Genomic DNA, 22,075 nt, shown 5'->3' with positions numbered 1-22,075 from the left:
TCATGGCCATCGAGGTCCGCATCCCGACCATCCTCCGCCAGTACACCGACGGTCAGAAGGCGGTGGAGGGCAGCGGTGAGACCATCGCCGACCTCTTCAACGACCTCGAGACCCGGCACGCGGGCATCCACGCCCGCATCGTGGACGACGGCAAGCTGCGCCGCTTCGTGAACGTGTACCTGAACGACGAGGACGTCCGTTTCGTCGACGGCATCAACACCAAGCTCACCGACGGCGACACCGTGACGATCCTGCCGGCCGTCGCCGGCGGCATGGCCTGAGATCGGCATGCGCTACGACTCCCCGTTGGCCGCGGTGGGCAACACCCCCCTGGTGCGCCTGCCGCGGCTCTCGCCGTCCGCCGACGTCCGGATCTGGGCCAAGCTGGAGGACCGCAATCCGACCGGCTCGGTCAAGGACCGTCCCGCCCTGCACATGATCGAGCAGGCGGAGAAGGACGGCCGGCTCACCCCGGGCTGCACCATCCTGGAGCCGACCTCGGGCAACACCGGCATCTCGCTCGCCATGGCGGCCAAGCTCAAGGGCTACCGGATGGTCTGCGTGATGCCCGAGAACACCTCGCAGGAGCGGCGGGACCTGCTGGGGATGTGGGGCGCGGAGATCATCCCCAGCCCGGCCGCGGGCGGTTCCAACACCGCCGTGCGCGTGGCGAAGGAGCTGTCCGCCGAGCACCCGGACTGGGTGATGCTCTACCAGTACGGCAACCCGGACAACGCCGGTGCGCACTACGCGACCACCGGTCCCGAGATCCTCGCCGACCTGCCGTCCGTCACCCACTTCGTGGCCGGGCTCGGGACCACCGGCACGCTGATGGGTGTCGGGCGGTACCTGCGCGAGCACAAGCCCGACGTGAAGATCGTCGCCGCCGAACCCCGGTACGACGACCTCGTGTACGGGCTGCGGAACCTCGACGAGGGCTTCGTGCCCGAGCTGTACGACGCCTCCGTGCTCACCACCCGCTACTCGGTCGGCTCCGCGGACGCGGTGACCCGGACCCGGGAGCTGCTCCAGCAGGAGGGCATCTTCGCGGGCATCTCCACCGGCGCCGCGCTGCACGCCGCGATCGGCGTCGGGAAGAAGGCCGTACAGGCCGGCGAGAGCGCGGACATCGTGTTCGTCGTCGCCGACGGCGGCTGGAAGTACCTGTCGACCGGCGTGTACACCGCCGCGACCACCGAGGAAGCCATCGAGACCCTGCAGGGTCAGCTCTGGGCATAGTGCTCATCATGTACGCGCCAAACCCCCTCTATGAGGGGGCTAAGCGCTGCCTATGGCGATGCAAAGATCTTCGTCCGGGGGAACCGGTCCCCGGTGAACCCGGCTAGGTTCCTCACCGTCCTGTCATGCCACGCTCATCGGCATCCCAGGGTGTTCGAAGTGTCATGCTCATGACCGCGCACTCTGCCGCCGCTACGCGCGTCACGGGCCTGCCTTGTAACCCCACCGATGGAGGCAGTACCCCCATGCGTGAATCACGACGGAGCCTGCGAAGACTTCTGGCCTTCGCCTTCCCCGCCCTCGCCCTCGCCGTCTCCGGATTCGTCGCGGCACCGGCCGCACAGGCACAGGCACACACCACCACCCCCCAGGTCACCGCCCAGACCACCCGGGCCACCCAGAACGCCAAGGCCCTGACCGACCCCGCCCGGCAGGCCGTGCACAGCACCGGCAAGGCCGGCCAGAAGGTGCCCACCAAGCACCTGTGCGCCACCGTCTCCAAGCCCGGTGAGGTCAACTGCTTCGCGCAGCGCCGCACCGACATCAGGCAGCAGCTGTCCTCGGCGCTCGCCGCCGCCCCCTCCGGCCTGAGCCCGACCAACCTGCACAGCGCCTACAACCTGCCCTCCACGGGCGGTTCCGGCCTGACGGTCGCCGTGGTCGACGCCTACAACGACCCGAACGCCGCCTCGGACCTGGCCACCTACCGCTCGCAGTACGGCCTGTCGGCGTGCACCGTCGCCAACGGCTGCTTCAAGCAGGTCAGCCAGACCGGTTCGACGACCTCGCTGCCGACGAACGACTCCGGCTGGGCCGGCGAGGAAGCGCTCGACATCGACATGGTCAGCGCCGTCTGCCCGAACTGCAACATCATCCTCGTCGAGGCCAGCTCCGCCACCGACTCCGACCTCGGCACCGCCGAGAACGAGGCCGTCGCGCTCGGCGCCAAGTTCGTCTCCAACAGCTGGGGCGGCTCCGAGTCCTCCTCCCAGACCAGCGAGGACACCTCGTACTTCAAGCACCCGGGCGTGGCGATCACCGTCTCCGCCGGCGACGAGGACTACGGCGCCGAGTACCCGGCGACCTCCCAGTACGTGACCGCCGTCGGCGGCACCGCGCTCTCCACCTCCTCCTCCACCCGCGGCTGGACCGAGTCCGTGTGGAAGACCAGCTCCTCCGAGGGCACCGGCTCCGGCTGCTCCGCCTACGACGCCAAGCCCACCTGGCAGACCGACACCGGCTGCACCAAGCGCATGGAGTCCGACGTCTCCGCGGTCGCCGACCCGGCCACCGGCGTGGCGGTCTACGACACCTACGGCGGCTCCGGCTGGGCGGTCTACGGCGGCACCAGCGCCTCCTCGCCGATCATCGCCGGCGTCTACGCCCTCGCGGGCACCCCGGGCTCCAGCGACTACCCGGCGAAGTACCCCTACTCGCACACCGGCAACCTGTACGACGTCACCAGCGGCAACAACGGCTCCTGCTCGACGTCGTACTTCTGCACCGCCGGCACCGGCTACGACGGCCCGACCGGCTGGGGCACCCCGAACGGCACCACCGCCTTCGCCTCCGGCACCAGCACCGGCAACACGGTGACCGTCACCAACCCCGGCAGCCAGTCCACCGCGACCGGCTCCTCGGTCAGCCTGCAGATCTCGGCCTCCGACAGCGCGGGCGCGACCCTCACCTACAGCGCCTCCGGCCTGCCCACCGGCCTGTCCATCTCCAGCTCCACCGGCCTGATCTCCGGCACGGCGTCCACCGCGGGCACCTACAGCGCCACCGTCACCGCGACCGACTCCACCGGCGCCTCCGGCTCGGCCTCCTTCACCTGGACCGTCAGCACCAGCGGCGGCGGCACCTGCACCTCCTCGCAGCTGCTGGGCAACCCGGGCTTCGAGTCGGGCAACACCACCTGGACCGCGTCCAGCGGTGTCATCACCAGCGACAGCGGTGAGGCGGCCCACGCCGGTTCGTACAAGGCGTGGCTCGACGGCTACGGCTCCACCCACACCGACACGCTGTCCCAGTCGGTGACGATCCCGTCCGGCTGCACCGCGACCACGTTCACCTTCTACCTGCACATCGACACGGCCGAGACCACCACCAGCACCCAGTACGACAAGCTGACGGTCACCGCCGGTTCGACCACGCTGGCCACGTACTCCAACCTCAACGCGGCCTCCGGGTACGTGCAGAAGTCCTTCAGCCTCGGGTCCTACGCGGGCTCGACCGTCACCCTGAAGTTCAGCGGTGTCGAGGACTCCTCGCTCCAGACCAGCTTCGTCGTCGACGACACCGCCGTCACGACCGGCTGACGCCGCCCGTGAGCTGATCCAGTGAACTGACCGGATCCCGCACCCGGAAGCCGTCCGGGTGCGGGATCCGTACGAGGGGCGGATACGTCATATCGGCATCCAGGGTCCGTTCCCCGACGGAAAGGCGGACACCTCATGCGCCGTACGACGTTCCACCGCGCGTCGCTCGCCGCGGCGAGCCTGCTCCTGCTGGCGGCCTGCGGCTCGCAGAGCGGGGGTGACGACAAGGGCAGCGGCGCGGTCTCCGCGAAACCGACACCGACCACCACCTCGACCCCGAGCCCCTCGGCCAGTGGCTCCGCCGCCGGCTGCACGCCGCTGACCACCGAACTCACCACCGCCGACAGCGGCCGCACCTACTGCCTGGCCAAGGACGGCACCTTCCGCATCACCCTGACCGGCTCCGAGCAGCGCCCCTGGAAGAAGATCACCGCGGCCGGGGACACGGCCGCCCTCAAGGAGATCAACTACGGGATCATGCTCCGCGGCGAAGACGCCGGATCCGCCTACCAGGCCATGGCTGCCGGCACCGTCACCCTCTCCTCCACCCGCCCCCTGTGCGCCCAGCCCACCGCGCCCGGCGGCGTCTCCTGCAAGGGAATCCAGGAGTGGCGGGTCACCGTCAAGGTGAGCTGAACCAGCCCCGCGCGCCCTACGGAACCAGCCCCGCGCGCCCTACGGAACCAGCCCCGCGCGCCCTACGCCAGGTGCCGCACCTGGTCCCACAGCACCGGGTCGACCACGCCCACCCGGCGCCGGAACTCCCACACCGCGATCTCCCGCAGCTCGTCCGTCTCCAGGAAGCTCGGCCGGCCCTGGGCGTCCCCGACCGAGCCCGGCGGCAGCGGGATCACCCCGGCGCGCTCGTCGTGGTACTTGCTGGTGATCTTCGCGATCGTCGCCCGGTTGCCGTGCACGGCCAGCACCAGGCAGGGCCGGTCCTTGGCGCCGGGACCGTCCTCGTAGGGGACGTTGGCCCACCAGATGTCCCCCGGGTGGGGCCGCGCGGTCTGCGGGTGCGTGCCGCGCGGATGCCCGGGAGGTCGGGTGCGGTGCCCGCGCGGCCGGTGGCCCCTGCCCCAGCCGTCGACGAGCGTGGCGACCAGCGCCAGCAGAACGACTGCCGCGAGCGCGAGCCACCAAGACGTGTCCATACGACGACGTTACCGGCGCGAGATAATCAATGCGCGCCCTTGCGCAATCCTCATGCGCCCCCGGTCCAGCCGAACCGGTGACACCACAGGTGAGTTCGCCCACAACGGCCCCTGGCAGAGGAGCGACCGGCTCTTTTGCGCCTTACGCTCGACAAACCGCACGACCCCCGTCATGCCCTTTTTCCCGACTCCGGTTCCCAGTGCGTCTGGGTTTCCGCCAACGGAGGTTTCTGCTTCATGAAGCTCACCGTCGTCGGCTGCTCGGGGTCGTTCCCGTCCGCGGAATCGGCCTGCTCGAGCTACCTCGTAGAGGCCGACGGCTTCCGGCTGCTCCTCGACATGGGCAACGGCGCCCTGGGCGAGCTGCAGCGCCACTGCGGTCTCTACGACCTCGACGCGATCTTCCTGAGCCATCTGCACGCCGACCACTGCATCGACATGTGCGCCTACTTCGTGGCGCGCTACTACCGCCACGACGGCGGACCGTGCCCCCCGATCCCGGTCTACGGCCCCGAGGGCACCGAGCACCGCCTCACCACCGCCTATGCCGACACCCCCACCGCCTCCTCGATGAGCGAGGTCTTCGACTTCCACACGGTCAAGCCGTCCACGTTCGACGTCGGCCCGTTCACGGTCCACACCGAGCGCGTCCGGCATCCCGTGGAGGCGTACGGCATCCGCGTCGAGCACGCCGGGAAGTCCCTGACGTACTCCGGCGACACCGGCGTCACCCCGGCGCTGGAGGACCTGGCCCGGGACACCGACCTGTTCCTGTGCGAGGCCGCCTTCACGCACGGCAAGGAGAACATCCCGGACCTGCACCTCAACGGCCGCGAGGCCGGCGAGACCGCGGCCCGGGCCGCCGCCCGCCGCCTGGTCCTCACCCACATCCCGCCGTGGACCGATCCCGCCGTCAACCTCGCCCACGCCCGCGAGGCCTTCGACGGCCCGGTGGATCTCGCGGCGCCGCGCGCGACGTACGAGATCTGACGCACGTACGGCGTTCAGGGCCGTACGACGGGAAGGCCCCCGCAGCCGCCGGGCTGCGGGGGCCTTCGCCACACCGTGGAGGGACTCACGCCTTCGTGAGGTCCTCGATCTCCTCCTCGGGCTCGCGGCCCGGGGTGGGGAGGTTGAAGCGGACGATGGCGAAGCGGAAGACGAAGTAGTAGACCGCTCCGAAGACCAGGCCGATCGGGATGATCAGCCAGGGCTTGGTCGCCAGGTTCCAGTTGAGTATGTAGTCGATCACGCCCGCGGAGAAGGTGAAGCCCGCGTGCACCCCGAGCGCCCAGGTGACCGCCATCGACAGGGCGGTGAGCACCGCGTGGATCGCGTACAGCAGCGGCGCGATGAACATGAAGGTGAACTCGATCGGCTCGGTCACACCGGTCACGAAGGAGGTCAGTGCCATCGACAGCATCATGCCCATGACGGCAGCGCGGCGCTCCGGGCGGGCGGTGTGCGCGATGGCCAGGGCGGCGGCCGGGAGGCCGAACATCATGATGGGGAAGAAGCCGGACATGAACTGACCGGCCGTCGGGTCACCGGCGAAGAAGCGGGTGAGGTCGCCGTGGACGATCGTGCCGGACGCCGTCTTGTAGTCGCCGATCTGGAACCAGGAGACGGTGTTCACGAACTGGTGCATGCCGACCGGGATCAGCGCACGGTTGATCAGGCCGAACAGACCGGCACCGAGGGCGCCGAGGCCGGTGATCCACTTGCCGAAGTCGGAGATGCCGTCACCGACGGGCTTCCAGATCAGGCCGAAGAAGACACCCATGATCGTGCCGACGAAGGCCATGATGATCGGGACGAGCCGGCGGCCGTTGAAGAAGCCGAGCCAGTCCACCAGCCTGGTCCGGTGGAAGCGCTGCCAGACCACCGCGCTGAGCAGACCCATCACCAGGCCGCCGAGCACACCGGGGTTGTTGTAGGTGGCCGCTATGTCCGCGCCCGCCTGGACCTTGGCGTCGGTGACGGGGAACGCGGTGAGCACGTTCTTGTAGACGAGGAAGCCGACGAGCGCGGCGAGTGCGGTGGAGCCGTCCGCCTTCTTGGCGAAGCCGATCGCGACACCGACGCAGAACAGCAGCGGGAGGTTGTCGAAGATCGCGCCACCCGCGGTGGCGAACACCGCCGTGACCTTGTCCGGCAGATGCAGCTTGTCATGGATGTCCTGCTGACCGAAGCGGAGCAGCAGGCCCGCAGCCGGCAGCACGGCGATCGGCAGCTGAAGGCTGCGGCCGATCTTCTGCAGACCCTGGAAAAGACCGGATCCCCACTTCTTTGTGGGGGCCGCCGTCGCGGTGGCGGTTGTCATACTTCCTCCATCGGTGGTGGTCTACACCACTCAGTGGTGTAGACCTGTTGTACACGATGGGGGCGATATAAGGAACCCGTCAATTCCGCAACCGGAGCGCTACGCGGTGTATGTCATTCGGCCACAGCCCGCTCAGGCCCCGGTGACGTCCTCCACCTCGTCCTCCGGCTCCCTGCCCGGGGTCTTCAGGTCGAACCGCGTGATGGCGAACCGGAAGATCACGTAGTAGACCGCCGCGAAGCACAGCCCGATCGGCACGATCGCCCAAGGCCGCGTCGCCAGCTTCCAGTTGATGACGTAGTCGATGAGCCCCGCCGAGAAACTGAACCCGTCGTGCACCCCGAGACCCCACGTCACCGCCATCGACACCCCCGTCAGCACCGCGTGCACCCCGTACAGCAACGGCGCGACGAACATGAACGAGTACTCGATCGGCTCCGTGATGCCCGTCACGAACGACGTCAGCGCCACCGACAGCATCAGGCCGCCGATCTCCTTGCGCCGGTGCGGCTTCGCGCAGTGCGTGATCGCCAGCGCGGCGGCCGGCAGCGCGAACATCATGATCGGGAAGAACCCCGACGTGAACTGGCCCGCGTCCGGATCACCCGCCAGGAACATGTTGATGTCCCCGTGCACCGTCTGCCCGCCCGGCGTGGTGTAACTGCCGAACTGGAACCAGATGGGCACGTTCAGGAACTGATGCAGCCCCACCACCAGCAACGCCCGGTTCGCGAGCCCGAACACCCCCGCACCCCACGCCCCCGCGTCCCGCAGCCAGTGGCTGAAACTCTCCAGCCCGCTGCCGATCGGAGGCCACACCCACAGACACAACGCGGCGAACGCGATGGCCACGAACGACATGATGATCGGCACCAGCCGCCGCCCGTTGAAGAACCCCAGCCAGTCCACCAGCCTCGTCCGGTGGTACCGCGCCCAGAAGAACGCGGTCAGCAGCCCCAGCGCGATCCCGCCGAACACCCCGGGATTCTGGAACGTGAACGTCGACACCGACCCGTCCCGCACCTGGCACCCGATCCCCGGCAGTGCCCTCGACCCGCCTGGACAGTCCTCCGGGAACTGGTGCAGCACCCCGTAATAGACGAGAAAGCCCGCCACCGCCGCCAGCGCCGTCGAACCGTCCGCCTTCTTCGCCATCCCGATCGCGACCCCGACGCAGAACAGCAAGGGCAGCCCGACCGACCCGTCGAGCAGCGCCCCGCCCGCCCCCTTCATCACCTTGGACACGGCCGTCCAGCCAAGACCCTGGTCACCGAACACGTCCGGCTGACCCAGCCGGTTCAGGATCCCCGCCGCCGGCAGCACCGCGATCGGCAGCTGCAGACTCCGGCCCATCTTCTGCAACCCCTGGAAGAGGGCGTGCCACCGCTCCCGCGCGGGACCGACCGCACTGCCGGCGCTCTCGGCACTCACGGGCGCCTCCTCCGGGGTTTGTCGACCGCCCACCAGCTGGTGTAGACCAGTCGGCAGACGGTTCCGCCGCGCTGCTCGCCATCATTCGGCACACGCGCTACGACCGCTCGCAAAGATGGGCCAACTGTGGGTTACTGCGACAAAGCGGTTCAGATCAGGGAGAAATGATATGGCCACCAAGGCAGAGAAGATCGTCGCCGGGCTCGGCGGACTCGACAACATCGAGGAGATCGAGGGCTGCATCACCCGCCTGCGCACCGAGGTGATCGACCCCGCGAAGGTCGACGAAGCCGCGCTGAAGGCCGCCGGCGCCCACGGGGTCGTCAAGATGGGCACCGCCATCCAGGTCGTCATCGGCACCGACGCCGACCCGATCGCCGCGGAGATCGAAGACATGATTTGACCGCTTCCCTCCCTGAAGGGGAAGGGAATTCCTGGCTCAGACAGCCTCCCGGAGCAGCGCTCCGGGAGGTCTTGTGTCCTCGACACCAGCCGGGTTCAGACCCGCCCGGACGAGCATCACACGTGCGGAGTTCTTGTCCCTGGAAGACGTGGCTCCGCACGCGGTGCAGGTGTAGGTACGTTCCGACAGCGGGAGTGCGTGCTTGGCTCTCGCTCCGCACCTGCCGCAGTCCATGGTCGTGTGTGCGGGATTGATCAGGCGCACGTCCCGCCCGTGCTTGCGGCCCATCTCGACCAGGGCCTTCTTGACGGCGCCGATCGCGGCGTCCGCCGCCTTGCACGCCATCGACGTCTTGGCGAGGAACTTCGGGCGGAAGTCCTCCACCGCGATCACATCGTGATCCCGAACGACCTTCTTCGCCCACTTGCGAGCGGAGTCCTGCCGCTGCTGGGCGATCTTCTGGTAAGTCTTAGCCCGCCATCTCCTTGCCTCCCGGTACCCCTTCGAGGCAATCTGTCCCTTCTTCGGTTTGCGGCGGGCCATCATCCGGTCGTACCGGCGCAACTTCCCGTTCGCTTTCTTGCCGTGCTCAAGGTGGGACAGGTCGTGTGTATCGCTGGTGGTGGTCGCGATCTCCTTCACGCCCCAGTCCACACCGAGCACCGCACCGGCCGCAGGCAGCTGCTCGACCTGGGCGGGGACGACGAACGAGGCGTACCAGTCGCCAACGCTGTCCCGGTACACCCGCACAGATGAAGGCTCGGCGGGCAGTGCCCGGGACCACACCACGCTCAGGATGATCCCGCCTGCAAGATGCAGCCGCCCGTCCTTCAGCCGGAAGCCGCGCCGCGTGTAGTTCAGACTCGGATCAGCCTTGTGCTTCCTCTTGTGCGTTGGTAGTCCAGCCCGACGCGTTATCGGCAGCCGGTCCTTGATGTCCTTCAGTGCCTTAGTGCGGGACTTGCCGAAGTCGCGGACCACCTGCTGCTGTGGGACGCTGGCGCCCTCGGCCAGCCACGGCGTGACGGCGCGGGCCCCGGTCAGCATCCGGTCCAGCCGGGCTGGGCCGCACTCCTCCCCGTCTTTGTGGGCCTTCTTCGCGCGAGTCACGCACTCGTTCCAGATCCACCTACATCGGCCCCACTCCGCCAGCAACTTCGCGCGGGCGGCGGACGGAGTTCGCAACCGATACGTGAACCGCGCGTTCCCGGGGCTGTTCACCAGCTTCGCCGCTGCCACTCCGTCACCCCCGCCCTGTCTATTGGCTTCACTTCAGACCGTACGTGTGACTCCCGTGCACCTGTACGTCTATTCCATCGTTTTCACTCTCCCGGATGAACTTGCGGCTTTCGTGTTCGAGTTGATCGACTTGGGCGGTCACTGCCTCTGTGCTCCCTTTCCGGGCCTGGGGGCGACAACTGTCGTCATACGTGTCCGACCTCCTGGTCGCCGGGAAGTGGCGTTGTCGGTGGGCTCTGCCAGGGTCTGCGTCGTGGATGAACTGGTGGAGCGTGTCGACGATCACGATCGGGTGCTGGGGGTGGTGGTCAGCCGCCGGCAGGCCATCCGGGAGGGTTGGCTACACCGGATCGCCGTGACGGTGTGCCGTGATGAGCGTGGACGGATTCTCGTCCATCGGCGGTCGGAGCAGCTGTCGCGCTTCCCCGGGTTCTACGAGGTCGAGGCCGGTGGCGCTGTGGAAGTCGGTGAGTCCTATGAACAGGCCGCTGCGCGGGAGCTGGCTGAAGAGCTGGGCATTCATGTGCTGCCGCGCTTGCTGTTCACATTCCTCAACCGCAGCGGTTTGAGCCCTCACTGGCTCGGCGTGCACGAAGCCGTGGTGCCGGATGCCGTGGTCCCCGATCCCGATGAGGTCGCCTGGCATGGCTGGCTGACGGAGTCAGAGCTGCGGTCGGCCCTGCCGGAGTGGCGCTTCACCCCCGACAGCCACGAAGTCTTCAGCCGGTATCTCGCGTTCCGAACCGCGCAGTCCTGACCTTGCCCGCCTTTGCTTGCAATAAGCGCGGTAGATGCCAAGAACGGTGCGAATCTGACGACAGTTGTCATGCTCAGCAGTCCAGAAACCCCCTGGTCAGGGTGTCGGGTTGACGACAACTGGCTCGCTCCGGCTCACTCTCCCGCTGCGGAAGGGAGCCCTTCCGCGCAGACGACTAGGCTCGTCGCCATGTCTCGAATCGACGGCCGCACCCCCGAACAACTCCGCCCGATCACCATCGAACGCGGCTGGAGCAAGCACGCCGAGGGCTCCGTCCTCGTCTCCTTCGGCGACACCAAGGTCTTCTGCACCGCCTCCGTCACCGAAGGCGTCCCCCGCTGGCGCAAGGGCAGCGGCGAAGGCTGGGTCACCGCGGAATACGCCATGCTCCCCCGCGCCACCAACACCCGCGGCGACCGCGAGTCCGTCAAGGGCAGGATCGGCGGTCGCACCCACGAGATCTCCCGCCTCATCGGCCGCTCCCTGCGCGCCGTCATCGACTACAAGGCCCTCGGCGAGAACACCATCGTCCTCGACTGCGACGTCCTCCAGGCCGACGGCGGCACCCGCACCGCGGCCATCACCGGCTCGTACGTCGCCCTCGCCGACGCCATCACCTGGGCCAGGGAACGCAAGCTCATCAAGGCCGGCCGCCAGCCCCTCACCGGCACGGTCTCCGCCGTCTCGGTCGGCATCGTCGGCGGCGTCCCGCTCCTGGACCTCTGCTACGAGGAAGACGTCAAGGCCGAGACCGACATGAACGTCGTCTGCACCGGCGACGGCCGCTTCGTCGAGGTCCAGGGCACCGCCGAGGCCGAACCCTTCGCCCGCGACGAACTCAACGCCCTCCTCGACCTCGCCGTCGCCGGCTGCACCGACCTCGCCACCATCCAGCAGGCGGCACTCGACGAGGCCCTCGGGAAGTAGCGGCGACAGAAGTAAAGGGAAGGGAAAAACCCGAGGTACGACGGGGCAACCCCGACGCCCGACCCCGCGTCCCTATCAATACGGGCGCACGGCACGTACAACCGTGCGCCCGGCCAGCCGTACCACGGGGAGGGACACCACCATGGCCGCCAGCCGACGCCGAGGACGCCGTCGCGTCACCACCATCGCCGCCGTAGCCGCGACCGCCGCACTCACCGGCGCCCTTCTCACCGGCTGCGACTCCGTCAACACGGCACTCGACTGCGTCCGCACCGCCGACTCCATCGCCGACAGCGTCACCGCGCTCCAGCAGGCCGTGGAGAACGCTGCCGACGACCCCACCCGTACCGAGGCCTCCCTCGACTCCATCCAGCAGAACCTCAAGAAGATCGGCGACAAGACCGACGACGCCGACGTCAACAAGGCGGTCGACCACCTCCAGCAGGCCGTGGACAACGTCCGCACGGCGGTCAGGAACGGCGACTCCACCCCCGACGTCACCCCGGTCACCGACGCGGCCGGCGAACTGACCAAGGTCTGCACCCCTTAAGGCACCGCCCCGGCCCTTGCGATACTGCTGGCCATGACGACCCGCCTGATCCTCGCCACCCGCAACGCCGGAAAGATCACCGAGCTGCACTCGATCCTCGCGGAGGCGGGGCTGCCCCACGAACTGGTGGGCGCGGACGCGTACCCCGACATCCCCGACGTCAAGGAAACGGGCGTCACCTTCGCCGAGAACGCGTTGTTGAAGGCCCACGCCCTCTCCCAGGCCACCGGCCTCCCCGCCGTCGCCGACGACTCCGGCCTCTGCGTGGACGTCCTGAACGGCGCCCCCGGCATCTTCTCCGCCCGCTGGGCCGGCCGCCACGGCGACGACAAGGCCAACCTCGACCTGCTCCTCGCCCAGCTCTCCGACATCGCCGACGAACACCGCGCCGCCCACTTCGCCTGCGCGGCGGCCCTCGCGCTGCCGGACGGCACGGAACGCGTGGTCGAGGGCCAACTCCGAGGCGTCCTGCGCCACACCCCCACCGGCACCAACGGCTTCGGCTACGACCCCATCCTCCAGCCGGAGGGGGAGACCCGAACCTGCGCCGAGCTGACCCCGGCCGAGAAGAACGCGATCAGCCACCGGGGGAAGGCGTTCCGGGCGTTGGTGCCGGTGGTGCGGGAGTTGTTGGGCTGAAGACTGAGAAAGGGGCTGCCTGGTCGGGCAGCCCCTCTGTGCTTGTGCGGCCGGTGGGACTCGAACCCACACGGGTGTGAACCCACTGGGACCTAAACCCAGCATGACTGCCAAATTCCATCACGGCCGCTCAAAAACGGTCAGCATGCTCGACCGGTAGCGTTCAGTGTACGGGTAGAGAGCGTTGGGCGACGAGGGGATCCATCGCCTTCCGGCGGCACCACGTCTCCGTCAGTGCGTGACGGTCGGGGCATGGATACCGAAGATTCTCCCGGCGGTTGTCGCGCCAGTCGCCGTTGACGTGGTCGATCTGCAAAGTGATCGTCTGCCCCGACCTCGCCGCAGCGACCTTCAACTCCTCGACCGTGAGGGGAAGGTCCACTTCGGCACGGTCCATGCCGGGGAAATGGCGGCAGCCTCGGCGTTGCCCCGTTCGGCGCCTCGCGCGGAGTAACGAAACGTTTGTCGGACGGTCGCGCCCGGAGTTCGGCAAAGGAAAACGGCTCGCACCAGGTCTCTCCCCGTGCGAGCCGTCTGTGGCGGTGGATCAGGTGGTGTTCAGATGCCCAGATCCTTGATGATCTTGGCCACGTGGCCGGTGGCGCGGACGTTGTAGAGGGCCTTTTCGACCTTGCCCTCCTCGTCCACGACGATCGTGGAGCGGATGACGCCCAGGTAGGTCTTGCCGTAGTTCATCTTCTCGCCGAAGGCGCCGTACGCGTCGAGGACCTTCTTGTCGGGGTCGGCGAGGAGGGTGACCTTGAGGTTCTCCTTCTCGCGGAACTTGCCGAGTTTCGCGGGGGCGTCCGGGGAGATGCCGAGGACGTCGTAGCCGGCGTCGGCGAGGAGGGTGAGGTTGTCGGTGAAGTCGCAGGCCTGCTTCGTGCAGCCGGGGGTGAGGGCGGCCGGGTAGAAGTAGACGATGACCTTGCGGCCCTTGTGGGCGGAGAGGGACACCTCGTTGCCGTCGGCGTCGGGGAGGGTGAAGTCGGGGGCTACGTCCCCGGGCTGGAGTCGCTCGCTCATCGGTCTAGCGTAACGGGGGGTCCTGACCGTGCGGCGGCGGTGAGAGCTGACAGACTGTCCAGAACAGGCAGTGCGGCAGTACGGCAGACTTCGGAGGGCCCACGGTGGCGGAGACGTCGGACACCAGAACCCCGGCGCAGATCGAGGCGGACATCAAGCGCCGCCGCGAGGTGCTGGCCGAGACGCTGGACGAGATCGGGGTGCGGGTGCACCCGAAGACCATCGTCGGCGATGCGAAGGCCAAGGTGGCGGCCAACGTCGATCACACGCTCGGGAGGGCCTACGTCCAGGTCAACCGGGTCGTGAGCGAGGTGCGGGCCCAGTTCGTGGACGAAGAGGGCGCGCCCCGACTGGAGCGGGTGGTGCCGGTCGCGCTCGTCGCCGTGGGCGTGGTCGGGCTGCTGGTCTTCAGCGGTACCCGGCGGCGTAAGAGCTGATCAGAGGCAGGTAGGTTCACAGGCGTGAGCGCCAAGAGAGACGAGCAGAGCAGCCAGCACGACAAGCTGCCCATCCGGATGCTGCACGACCGGGTTCTGGTCAAGCAGGACACCGGGGAGGGCGAGCGCCGGTCGGGCGGGGGCATCCTGATCCCCGCCACGGCGGCCGTCGGGCGCCGGCTGGCCTGGGCCGAGGTGGTCGCGGTCGGGCAGAACGTGCGGACGGTGGAGCCCGGCGACCGGGTGCTGTACGACCCGGAGGACCGTGCCGAGGTCGAGGTGCGGGGGGTGGCGTACGTGCTGATGCGGGAGCGCGACCTGCACGCGGTGGCCGCCGACCGGTTCGAGGGCTCGGAGGACTCGACCGGTCTGTATCTCTGAAATCTCTGAAGCCTCTGAAGTCTCTGAGATCTTGGATATCTCTGATTCAGAGGGGTGGAGGGGTCTGGTGACTGTGGTCACCAGGCCCCTTTGTCGTTTCTTTGCTATTTTCGAAGGAGCCAGCCCGACGAGACGCGCCGTACCGGGACCGTGAAGGCAAAGACGACGCACCCCGCGTTCAGTGAATCGTCTCGGAGGTGCTCGTCATGGTTGCCTGGGTTCTGCTTGTCGTCGCCGGTCTGCTGGAGGTCGGCTGGTCGGTGGGGATGAAGTACACCGACGGCTTCACCCGGCCCGTCCCCAGTCTGCTCACCGGCGGCGGGATCGTCGCCAGCATGCTGCTGCTGTCCTACGCCGCGAGGACGCTCCCCATCGGTACCGCCTACGGCGTGTGGGTGGGGATCGGGGCGGCGGGGGCGGCGGTGGTCGGCATGGTGGTGCTCGGGGAGCCGGCCACCGCCGCCCGGATCTTCTTCGTGTGCCTGCTGCTGGTCGCCGTGGTCGGGCTCAAGGCGACCAGCGGTCACTGATCGCCGGTAGGTGACCGGCGATCGGTGACCGGCGGTCATTGGACGAACCCGAACCCGCCTCCGTCGCCCGCCGTGGTGCCGGTACTGGTGCCGGTGTCGGTGCCCGAGGTCGTCGTGCCGGTACTGGTGCCGCCGGTCGAGGTGCCGGTGGAGGTTCCGGAGTCCGTTCCCGAGGTGGTCGTACCGGAGTCGGTGCCGGAGGTCGTCGTACCGGACGTGGTCGTACCGGACGTGGTCGAGCCGTCGGTCGTGGAGCCGTCGGTGGTGCCGGCGGTGGTGGAGCCGTCCGTCGTGCCGCCGTTGTCCTGGCCGCCGTCGGTGGTGCCGCCGTTGTCCTGGTTCTCGCCGGTGGTGCCGCCGTTGTCCTGGCCGCCGGTACCCGGGGTGGCCGTGCTCTGGGTGGGCGGGGCCACGGTCTCGGCGCCGGCCTGGAGGTCCAGGTCGAAGTCGGCGGCCGTGGTGCCCTTCAGGGCGTCCTTGGTGTACTGCGCCCAGATCTCGGTCGGGGCCCCGCCGCCGTTGATGCGCTCCAGGCCGAGCGCGCCGTAGAGCGACTTGTGGGCGGCCGTGACCGGGTCCTGGCCCATCACGGAGACGACGGTGGACAGGTCCGGGGTGTAGCCCGCGAACCAGGCGGCGGTGTCCTCCTCGGCGGTGCCGGTCTTGCCGGCGGCCGGGCGGCCCGCGGCCTGCGCGGCGGTGGCGGTGCCGTTGTCGACCACGCTCTGCAGGATGGAGGTGGTGGTGTCGGCGGCCTGCCGGCTGACGGCCTGGGTGGTCTTGGACTCCGGCAGCTTGATGTCCTGGGTGCCGTCCCTGGTGACCTTGTCGACCATCGTGTACGTGCCGTGCTTGCCGTGGTTGGCGAGCGTGGCGTAGGCCTCCGCCATGTCGAGGACGCTGGCCGTGGCGGTGCCGAGGGCGATCGACGGGTACGGCTGGAGGTCCTTGGTGTCGGCGGGGATGCCCAGGCCGACGGCGGTCTGTTTGACCTTGGACGGGCCGACGTCGACGGCCATCTGCGCGTACACCGAGTTCACGGAGAGGTCGGTGGCCTTGCGGACGGTGATCTGGCCGTACGACTTCTCGTCCTCGTTCTCCGGCGCGTAGGCGCCGCCGGGCCAGCCCTGGACGGTGCGCTTGTTGGTGCCGTCGTAGTAGGTGTTCGGGGTGATGGTCTGCCCGGACTGGGTGGTGGAGCCGTTGTCGACGGCGGAGGCGAAGACGAAGGGCTTGAAGGTGGAGCCGACCTGGAAGTCACCGCGGGTCGCGCCGTTGGTGTACTGCTTCACGTAGTCGATGCCGCCGTACATGGCGACGACCTTGCCGGTCTTCGGGTCGACGGAGGCGCCGCCGGCCCGCACGTAGTTGTCGACCTTGTTGTTCTTGCTCAGCTTCGACATCAGCTTGTCGTCGACGGCCTTGACGAAGGCGTTCTGCCGGTTCTTCTGCAGGGTGGTGGTGATGCGGTAGCCGCCGGCCTCCAGGGCGTCCGAGTCGACGATCTTGTTCTTGATCAGGTAGTCGTTGACCGCGTTGACGATGTAGCCGCGCTGCCCGGACATGCCGGTGGAGACGGTCTGCTGCTTGGGCATCGGGAACTTCATGCCGGCCCGCTTGGACTCGGTGAGCCAGCCCTTCTTGACCATGCCGTCGAGGACGTAGTTCCAGCGGGCGACCGCGGCCGCCTTGTTCTCGGGGTGGGCGACGACGTCGTACTCGCTCGGCGCGTTGACGAGCGCGGCGAGGTAGGCGGCGCGGGCCGGGTCGAGGTCGATGGCGTCGACGCCGTAGTAGGCCTGGGCGGCGGCCTGGATGCCGTAGGCGTTGCGGCCGAAGTAGCTGGTGTTGAGGTAGCCCTCCAGGATCTGGTCCTTGGACTCGCTGCGGTCCAGCTTGACCGAGATGAAGAACTCCTTCACCTTGCGGGTGACGGTCTGCTCCTGGGCGAGGTAGTAGTTCTTCACGTACTGCTGGGTGATCGTGGAGCCGGACTGGGTGCCCTTGCCGGTCGCGGTGTTCCAGGCGGCGCGCAGCATCGCCTTGGGGTCGACGGCGGACTCGGTGTAGAAGTCGCGGTCCTCGGCGGCGAGCACGGCGTGCTGGGCGTCGGCGGAGACCTGGGAGAGGTCCACGTTCTCCCGGTTGACCTCGCCGTCCCGGGCGAGCTGGGAGCCGTCGGCGTACAGGTACACGTTGGACTGCTTGGTCGCGAACGTGTTGGCCGCCGGGATGTTCACCATCGAGTAGCCGACGAAGAACAGGCCGATCACCAGCAGTACCCCGAGCACGAAGGTGCCGAGCACCATCCGCCAGGTCGGGATGATCCGCCGCCATCCGGTGCGCTTGGGCCGCTTCATCTTCTTCCCGCCCCCCGTCGTCTGCGCGCCGGCCGCGGGCGGCTCCGTGCCGGGCGGTGCCGCCCCGGGCGGTGTGACCGCGGCGAGTGCCTCCGTCTTGGGAGGCCTGATCGCGGCGAGCTGCCGTGTCTGCGTGTCCTGCGCGTTCTGTGCGTGCTCCGTGCTCTGCGCGTTCTCCGTGCCCTGTGCGCCCTGTGCGCTCTGCGCGTTCTGCGTGTTGGGTCTGTCCTCGGCCGCCGCGGGCGGTCGCGCCTTCGGCACCCTGACCGCGGCGAGCTGCCGGGTCTGCGGGTCCTCGGCGGCAGGCCGCCGCTCCGCGCGGGGCGGCGTGACGTCGGACGGTTCCGCGCCGGGCGGCTCCGTCGTCGTCTTCTCCGCCGCCGCGGGCGGCTCCGGCTGCTTCGTCCCGGCCGTCGGCTGCGCCGGGGTCTTCTTCTCCTCGGCCGCAGCCGGCGGCTCCGTCGGGCCTCCGCCGCCCTGGTTCGGCTGTTGCGGCTGCGGCTCGTCGCTCATGTCGTGCACGGACTCCTGTTTCGCGTCGTACATTCGTTCCCGTACGACCTCGTACGCTTCTGCGCCCCCTGTTGAAGACTCTCGCACCGCGCGTTCCGTTCCCGGATTCCGGCACGCTTCGGTCACGGAAATTGCGTGGCCTGCGATGTCGTCGGCGCAGTAAGCTCCTGCGCTTCGGTGTCGGGCGGTCCGGGAGGTCGGTTGGCGTGGGCGCGGGACGGTTGTACACGGCCGTCGCGGCGGGGGGTTTCCGACGGTACGCGACGTATCGGGCCGCCACCGCCGCCGGGGTGTTCACGAACACCGCCTTCGGGATCATCCTCGTCTACACCTACTTGGCGCTGTGGGACGAGAAACCGCACCTCGGAGGCTATGACCAGGCGCAGGCGGTGACCTATGTGTGGCTCGGGCAGTGCCTGTACGCGACGCTCGCGATCCAGGGCGGGGGCGTCGAAAAAGACCTGATGGAGCGTATCCGCACCGGCGCGATCGCGATCGACCTGTACCGTCCGGCCGATCTTCAAATGTGGTGGCTGGCGACCGATTTGGGTCGCTCGCTGTTCCAGATGCTGGGGCGGGGCGTGATCCCCTTCCTGGTCGGCGCGGTGTTCTTCCCGATGGCGCTGCCCGCGGACGCCGGCACCTGGGCCGCCTTCCTGGTCGCGCTCCTCCTCGCGATGCTCGTCAGTTTCGGCATCCGCTACCTGGTCGCGCTGAGCGCGTTCTGGCTGATGGACGGGATGGGCGTCAACCAGGTGCTGATGATCACGGGGATCTTCTTCTCGGGCATGACCCTGCCGCTGAACGTCTTCCCGGGCGGCTTCGGCGAGGTCGTCCGCGTCCTGCCGTGGGCGGCGCAGATCCAGATGCCGGCGGACGTGCTGCTGGGCGAGACGGGGGCGGCGGGGGTGGCGGGGGCGCTCGCCTTCCAGGCCGGGTGGGCGGTGGTGCTGCTGGCGGCGGGCCGGCTGCTGCAGTCGGCGGCGACACGACGGGTGGTGGTGCAGGGTGGGTGAGCGTGTTGCGCAGGGCAGGCACGGGGCGGGTGAGCGTGCGCTGGACGGTCTGCGGGCGTACCGGCTGATCGCCGCGATGTGGATCCGCTCCACGATGACCTACCGCACGTCCTTCGCCATCACCATGGCCGGGAACCTGCTGGTGACCGGGCTGGACTTCGCCACGATCCTGCTGATGTTCTCGCAGGTCGACTCGCTCGGCGGCTGGTCGCTGCCCGAGGTCTGTTTCCTGTACGGGCTTTCGGCGACCGCGTTCGGGGTGGCCGACCTGGTGCTGGGCTCGATGGACGTGCTGGGCGCCCGGATCCGCGACGGCTCCTTCGACATCCTGCTGGTCCGGCCGGCCCCGGTGCTCGCCCAGATAGGAGCGGACCACTTCGCGCTGCGCCGCCTCGGCCGGATCACCCAGGGCGCGCTGGTGCTGGGCTGGGCACTGGTCTCCGTGGACGTCGCGTGGACGCCGGCGAAGGTGCTGCTGGTCCCGCTGATGCTGGCCGGCGGCGCGGCGATCTTCTGCGCGCTGTTCGTGGCGGGCGCGGCCTTCCAGTTCCTCGCGCAGGACGCGGCGGAGGTGCAGAACGCGTTCACGTACGGCGGTACGACGCTGCTCCAGTACCCGCCGACGGTGTTCGGGAAGGACTTCGTGCGCGGGGTGACGTTCATGCTGCCGCTGGCCTTCGTCAACTGGGTGCCGGCCGCGTACGTGCTGGGGCGGCCGTATCCGCTGCGGCTGCCGGCGTGGACGGCGTGGTCGACACCGCTGGTGGCGGTGGCGTGCTGCGCGCTGGCGGGCCTGGCATGGCGGGCCGGTCTCAGGTCGTATCGAAGTACGGGGAGTTGATCCGATGCCGGACGTGTCGAACGAGGCCAATGAGGCCAGTGAGGCCGACGGGGCCATTGAAGCCAGTGAGGCCGACGGGGCCATTGAAGCCAGTGAGGCCGACGAGGTGTTCATCCAGGTCGACGGGGTCGAGAAGGTCTTCGAGGTCCGGAAGAGGACCGGCTTCCTGAAACGGGAACGCCGGCAGGTACGGGCGGTCGACTCGCTCTCCTTCACGGTGGCGCGCGGCGAGATGGTCGGCTACATCGGCCCGAACGGCGCCGGGAAGTCGACCACGATCAAGATGCTGACCGGCATCCTCACCCCGAGCGGCGGCCGGCTCCGGGTGGCCGGCATCGACCCGTCCCGCGAACGCACCCGCCTGGCCCACCGTATCGGCGTGGTCTTCGGGCAGCGGACGACCCTGTGGTGGGACCTCCCCCTCATCGACTCCTACCGCCTGATGCACCGCATGTACCGCATCCCGGACGCCCGTTACGCCGAGAACCTGGACCGTCTGGTCGAACTCCTCTCCCTGGAAACCCTCCTGGACGTCCCGGTACGACAACTCTCCCTCGGCCAGCGGATGCGCGGCGACATCGTGGCGGCGCTCCTGCACGACCCGGACGTCCTCTATCTCGACGAACCGACGATCGGCCTGGACGTCGTCTCGAAGGCCAGGGTCCGCGACTTCCTCCGCGAACTGAACACCGAACGCGGCACCACGGTCCTGCTCACCACCCACGACCTCCAGGACATCGAGCAGTTGTGCTCCCGGGTGATGGTCATCGACCACGGACGGCTGGTGTACGACGGTCCGCTCGCCGGCCTGCACGAGGCGGGGGAGAGCGAGCGCACCCTCGTGGTCGACCTGGAGCGGGAGCTCCCGCCGATCGACGCCGGGCCGGCGGCCCGGGTGGTGCGGGTGGAGGGGCCGAGGCAGTGGCTGGCGTTCCCGGCGTCGGAGTCGGCGGCGCCGCTGGTGGCGCGGATCGCGGCGGAGTACCCGTTGGCCGACCTGTCGGTTCGGGAGCCGGACATCGAGGCGGTGATCGCGAAGATGTACGCGGACCGGGCCACCGCATAGGGGCCGTAGCCCCCGTGGTCCCCGGCGCCGCGAACTCGTAGGCTGCATCCATGACCGACGATGCCCCGGAGCTGCGCGCCTCCGACGCCGATCGTGAACGAGTCGCCGAGATCCTGCGGGACGCCCTCGCCGAGGGGCGGCTCGACATGGCGGAGTTCGAGGAACGGCTGGAGGCGACGTACCAGGCCCGTACGTACGGCGAGCTGACGCCGATCACCAGGGACCTGCCCGCGTCACCGGCCGTATCACTCTCCAAGCCGCCGGTGCGGAACGGCAGTTGGGGTCACCGGATCGTCGGCGGCGAGGGTTCCTCGTCCTGGGCGGTGGCCGTGATGTCCGGCTTCCAGCGCAAGGGCCGCTGGACGGTGCCGAGGCGCTTCACCTCCTTCGCGTTCTGGGGCGGCGGCGAGATCGACCTGCGCGAGGCGAACTTCGCGGACGGCGAGGTCGTGATCAACTGCATCGCGATCATGGGCGGGATGAGCGTGATCGTGCCGCCGGGCGTCGAGGTGGTGATGCGCGGCATCGGCATCATGGGCGGCTTCGACGAGCGCGAGCACGACATGTCACCTGACCCGGACGCCCCGAGGGTGGTGGTGACGGGCTTCGCGTTCTGGGGCGGCGTCGAGGTGGCCCACAAGGTGACGAAGGCAGAACGCCAGCGCCTCAAGGACGAACGCCGCCAGGAACAACTCGACCGCAAGTCCGCCCGCCACGAACTCCACGCCGCCCGCCAGGAGCGACACCACCAACGCCGCGAGGAACGCGACCGCCGAAGGCACGGCGACTACTGAGCCGCCCCAAAGGGACGCGGGGAACTGCGCGGCGAGCCCCCACCGGCCCGCAGGCGCCCACCGGCCGCTTCGGCACCGCCGGGCATCGCCGTCGCGGCTGAGCACCGTGGCGGCGGAGTGTGGGGGAGCGG

The 22,075-nt window shown here is 69.0% G+C and carries 23 protein-coding genes, 1 tRNA gene and 1 riboswitch; of the genes, 17 read left to right on the top strand and 7 right to left on the bottom strand.

Annotated features, from left to right (window positions below; genetic code table 11):
• Positions 1-2 precede the first annotated feature (2 nt).
• The 4 genes from ACGF5O_RS07335 (at position 3) to ACGF5O_RS07320 (ending at position 4,193) form a co-directional block, all read left to right on the top strand.
• Positions 3-281, top strand: coding sequence for a MoaD/ThiS family protein (locus ACGF5O_RS07335; protein WP_393808902.1), 279 nt, complete (start codon positions 3-5; stop codon positions 279-281).
• A 7-nt stretch (positions 282-288) separates the two neighbouring features.
• On the top strand, positions 289-1,239 hold the full coding sequence (locus tag ACGF5O_RS07330; protein ID WP_393808901.1) for a PLP-dependent cysteine synthase family protein: 951 nt from the start codon (positions 289-291) through the stop codon (positions 1,237-1,239).
• A 245-nt stretch (positions 1,240-1,484) separates the two neighbouring features.
• Positions 1,485-3,557, top strand: coding sequence for a putative Ig domain-containing protein (locus ACGF5O_RS07325; RefSeq protein WP_393808900.1), 2,073 nt, complete (start codon positions 1,485-1,487; stop codon positions 3,555-3,557).
• Between the two features lie 135 nt (positions 3,558-3,692).
• Positions 3,693-4,193: a hypothetical protein gene (locus tag ACGF5O_RS07320; RefSeq protein ID WP_393808899.1), complete on the top strand. Its 501-nt coding sequence runs from the start codon at positions 3,693-3,695 to the stop codon at positions 4,191-4,193.
• Between the two features lie 62 nt (positions 4,194-4,255).
• Here the strand turns inward: ACGF5O_RS07320 and ACGF5O_RS07315 are convergent, their stop codons facing one another.
• Positions 4,256-4,711, bottom strand: a complete 456-nt coding sequence (locus tag ACGF5O_RS07315) for a type II toxin-antitoxin system PemK/MazF family toxin (protein WP_393808898.1) — start codon at positions 4,709-4,711, stop codon at positions 4,256-4,258.
• Positions 4,712-4,948: 237 nt separating this feature from the next.
• Between ACGF5O_RS07315 and ACGF5O_RS07310 the strand changes: the two genes are divergently transcribed.
• Positions 4,949-5,701: an MBL fold metallo-hydrolase gene (locus ACGF5O_RS07310; protein WP_362586438.1), complete on the top strand. Its 753-nt coding sequence runs from the start codon at positions 4,949-4,951 to the stop codon at positions 5,699-5,701.
• A gap of 85 nt (positions 5,702-5,786) precedes the next feature.
• Here ACGF5O_RS07310 and ACGF5O_RS07305 read toward each other — a convergent pair whose 3' ends face one another.
• Positions 5,787-7,034, bottom strand: a complete 1,248-nt coding sequence (locus ACGF5O_RS07305; protein ID WP_393808897.1) for a PTS transporter subunit EIIC — start codon at positions 7,032-7,034, stop codon at positions 5,787-5,789.
• Positions 7,035-7,166: 132 nt separating this feature from the next.
• Positions 7,167-8,465 (bottom strand): PTS transporter subunit EIIC, encoded by a 1,299-nt coding sequence (locus ACGF5O_RS07300; protein WP_393808896.1) that lies wholly within the window; start codon positions 8,463-8,465, stop codon positions 7,167-7,169.
• 169 nt (positions 8,466-8,634) lie between these two features.
• Here ACGF5O_RS07300 and ACGF5O_RS07295 point away from each other — a divergent pair, with 169 nt between their 5' ends.
• Positions 8,635-8,868: a glucose PTS transporter subunit EIIB gene (locus ACGF5O_RS07295; RefSeq protein WP_390042646.1), complete on the top strand. Its 234-nt coding sequence runs from the start codon at positions 8,635-8,637 to the stop codon at positions 8,866-8,868.
• A gap of 36 nt (positions 8,869-8,904) precedes the next feature.
• On the opposite strand, the gene ACGF5O_RS07290 is transcribed toward ACGF5O_RS07295, so the two are convergent.
• Entirely contained in the window at positions 8,905-10,107 is a 1,203-nt protein-coding gene (locus tag ACGF5O_RS07290) for an RNA-guided endonuclease InsQ/TnpB family protein (RefSeq protein ID WP_393808895.1), read from the bottom strand.
• Between the two features lie 253 nt (positions 10,108-10,360).
• Between ACGF5O_RS07290 and ACGF5O_RS07285 the strand changes: the two genes are divergently transcribed.
• The 4 genes from ACGF5O_RS07285 (at position 10,361) to rdgB (ending at position 12,980) form a co-directional block, all read left to right on the top strand.
• The gene (locus ACGF5O_RS07285) at positions 10,361-10,864 is read left to right on the top strand and encodes an NUDIX hydrolase (protein ID WP_393808894.1); all 504 of its coding nucleotides are present in this window, start codon (positions 10,361-10,363) and stop codon (positions 10,862-10,864) included.
• A 189-nt stretch (positions 10,865-11,053) separates the two neighbouring features.
• On the top strand, positions 11,054-11,791 hold the full coding sequence (gene rph / locus ACGF5O_RS07280) for a ribonuclease PH (RefSeq protein ID WP_393808893.1): 738 nt from the start codon (positions 11,054-11,056) through the stop codon (positions 11,789-11,791).
• A 142-nt stretch (positions 11,792-11,933) separates the two neighbouring features.
• Entirely contained in the window at positions 11,934-12,341 is a 408-nt protein-coding gene (locus ACGF5O_RS07275; protein ID WP_393808892.1) for a hypothetical protein, read from the top strand.
• Positions 12,342-12,374: 33 nt separating this feature from the next.
• Positions 12,375-12,980, top strand: a complete 606-nt coding sequence (gene rdgB / locus ACGF5O_RS07270) for an RdgB/HAM1 family non-canonical purine NTP pyrophosphatase (RefSeq protein ID WP_393808891.1) — start codon at positions 12,375-12,377, stop codon at positions 12,978-12,980.
• 45 nt (positions 12,981-13,025) lie between these two features.
• Here rdgB and ACGF5O_RS07265 read toward each other — a convergent pair.
• Positions 13,026-13,110, bottom strand: a tRNA-Leu gene (locus ACGF5O_RS07265).
• A 428-nt stretch (positions 13,111-13,538) separates the two neighbouring features.
• A complete protein-coding gene (gene bcp, locus ACGF5O_RS07260; RefSeq protein ID WP_393808890.1) occupies positions 13,539-14,006 on the bottom strand; it encodes a thioredoxin-dependent thiol peroxidase in 468 nt (155 codons plus the stop codon).
• 104 nt (positions 14,007-14,110) lie between these two features.
• Here bcp and ACGF5O_RS07255 point away from each other — a divergent pair, with 104 nt between their 5' ends.
• From ACGF5O_RS07255 to ACGF5O_RS07245, 3 genes are all read left to right on the top strand, one after another.
• Positions 14,111-14,443 (top strand): DUF3618 domain-containing protein, encoded by a 333-nt coding sequence (locus ACGF5O_RS07255; protein WP_089106679.1) that lies wholly within the window; start codon positions 14,111-14,113, stop codon positions 14,441-14,443.
• Positions 14,444-14,467: 24 nt separating this feature from the next.
• Positions 14,468-14,824: a co-chaperone GroES gene (locus ACGF5O_RS07250; RefSeq protein WP_046730549.1), complete on the top strand. Its 357-nt coding sequence runs from the start codon at positions 14,468-14,470 to the stop codon at positions 14,822-14,824.
• A gap of 98 nt (positions 14,825-14,922) precedes the next feature.
• A riboswitch (guanidine-III (ykkC-III) riboswitch) is annotated at positions 14,923-14,996 on the top strand.
• A 34-nt stretch (positions 14,997-15,030) separates the two neighbouring features.
• Positions 15,031-15,354: a DMT family transporter gene (locus ACGF5O_RS07245; RefSeq protein WP_393808889.1), complete on the top strand. Its 324-nt coding sequence runs from the start codon at positions 15,031-15,033 to the stop codon at positions 15,352-15,354.
• A 35-nt stretch (positions 15,355-15,389) separates the two neighbouring features.
• Here the strand turns inward: ACGF5O_RS07245 and ACGF5O_RS07240 are convergent, their stop codons facing one another.
• Entirely contained in the window at positions 15,390-17,714 is a 2,325-nt protein-coding gene (locus ACGF5O_RS07240) for a transglycosylase domain-containing protein (RefSeq protein ID WP_393808991.1), read from the bottom strand.
• A 734-nt stretch (positions 17,715-18,448) separates the two neighbouring features.
• Between ACGF5O_RS07240 and ACGF5O_RS07235 the strand changes: the two genes are divergently transcribed.
• The 4 genes from ACGF5O_RS07235 (at position 18,449) to ACGF5O_RS07220 (ending at position 21,944) form a co-directional block, all read left to right on the top strand.
• Entirely contained in the window at positions 18,449-19,243 is a 795-nt protein-coding gene (locus ACGF5O_RS07235; protein ID WP_393808990.1) for an ABC transporter permease, read from the top strand.
• A 76-nt stretch (positions 19,244-19,319) separates the two neighbouring features.
• Positions 19,320-20,084 carry an ABC transporter permease gene (locus ACGF5O_RS07230; RefSeq protein ID WP_393808989.1) on the top strand — a complete coding sequence of 255 codons (765 nt, stop codon included), beginning with the start codon at positions 19,320-19,322 and terminating at the stop codon, positions 20,082-20,084.
• A gap of 4 nt (positions 20,085-20,088) precedes the next feature.
• Entirely contained in the window at positions 20,089-21,150 is a 1,062-nt protein-coding gene (locus ACGF5O_RS07225; protein WP_393808888.1) for an ATP-binding cassette domain-containing protein, read from the top strand.
• Positions 21,151-21,200: 50 nt separating this feature from the next.
• Entirely contained in the window at positions 21,201-21,944 is a 744-nt protein-coding gene (locus ACGF5O_RS07220) for a DUF1707 domain-containing protein (protein ID WP_393808887.1), read from the top strand.
• Positions 21,945-22,075 lie beyond the last annotated feature (131 nt).

The sequence above is a fragment of the Streptomyces sp. NPDC048291 genome (genome assembly GCF_043201715.1).
Classification (GTDB): domain Bacteria; phylum Actinomycetota; class Actinomycetes; order Streptomycetales; family Streptomycetaceae; genus Streptomyces.
This window is presented reverse-complemented; position numbering and strand designations above follow the sequence as displayed.

What these genes read in the sequence shown, in the direction of transcription:
- ACGF5O_RS07335 (WP_393808902.1), top strand. Translation starts at nt 3, where the DNA reads ATGGCCATCGAGGTCCGCATCCCGACCATCCTCCGCCAGTACACCGAC.
- ACGF5O_RS07330 (WP_393808901.1), top strand. Translation starts at nt 289, where the DNA reads ATGCGCTACGACTCCCCGTTGGCCGCGGTGGGCAACACCCCCCTGGTG.
- ACGF5O_RS07325 (WP_393808900.1), top strand. Translation starts at nt 1,485, where the DNA reads ATGCGTGAATCACGACGGAGCCTGCGAAGACTTCTGGCCTTCGCCTTC.
- ACGF5O_RS07320 (WP_393808899.1), top strand. Translation starts at nt 3,693, where the DNA reads ATGCGCCGTACGACGTTCCACCGCGCGTCGCTCGCCGCGGCGAGCCTG.
- ACGF5O_RS07315 (WP_393808898.1), bottom strand. Translation starts at nt 4,711, where the DNA reads ATGGACACGTCTTGGTGGCTCGCGCTCGCGGCAGTCGTTCTGCTGGCG.
- ACGF5O_RS07310 (WP_362586438.1), top strand. Translation starts at nt 4,949, where the DNA reads ATGAAGCTCACCGTCGTCGGCTGCTCGGGGTCGTTCCCGTCCGCGGAA.
- ACGF5O_RS07305 (WP_393808897.1), bottom strand. Translation starts at nt 7,034, where the DNA reads ATGACAACCGCCACCGCGACGGCGGCCCCCACAAAGAAGTGGGGATCC.
- ACGF5O_RS07295 (WP_390042646.1), top strand. Translation starts at nt 8,635, where the DNA reads ATGGCCACCAAGGCAGAGAAGATCGTCGCCGGGCTCGGCGGACTCGAC.
- rph (WP_393808893.1), top strand. Translation starts at nt 11,054, where the DNA reads ATGTCTCGAATCGACGGCCGCACCCCCGAACAACTCCGCCCGATCACC.
- ACGF5O_RS07275 (WP_393808892.1), top strand. Translation starts at nt 11,934, where the DNA reads ATGGCCGCCAGCCGACGCCGAGGACGCCGTCGCGTCACCACCATCGCC.
- rdgB (WP_393808891.1), top strand. Translation starts at nt 12,375, where the DNA reads ATGACGACCCGCCTGATCCTCGCCACCCGCAACGCCGGAAAGATCACC.
- bcp (WP_393808890.1), bottom strand. Translation starts at nt 14,006, where the DNA reads ATGAGCGAGCGACTCCAGCCCGGGGACGTAGCCCCCGACTTCACCCTC.
- ACGF5O_RS07245 (WP_393808889.1), top strand. Translation starts at nt 15,031, where the DNA reads ATGGTTGCCTGGGTTCTGCTTGTCGTCGCCGGTCTGCTGGAGGTCGGC.
- ACGF5O_RS07240 (WP_393808991.1), bottom strand. Translation starts at nt 17,714, where the DNA reads ATGAAGCGGCCCAAGCGCACCGGATGGCGGCGGATCATCCCGACCTGG.
- ACGF5O_RS07230 (WP_393808989.1), top strand. Translation starts at nt 19,320, where the DNA reads ATGTGGATCCGCTCCACGATGACCTACCGCACGTCCTTCGCCATCACC.
- ACGF5O_RS07225 (WP_393808888.1), top strand. Translation starts at nt 20,089, where the DNA reads ATGCCGGACGTGTCGAACGAGGCCAATGAGGCCAGTGAGGCCGACGGG.
- ACGF5O_RS07220 (WP_393808887.1), top strand. Translation starts at nt 21,201, where the DNA reads ATGACCGACGATGCCCCGGAGCTGCGCGCCTCCGACGCCGATCGTGAA.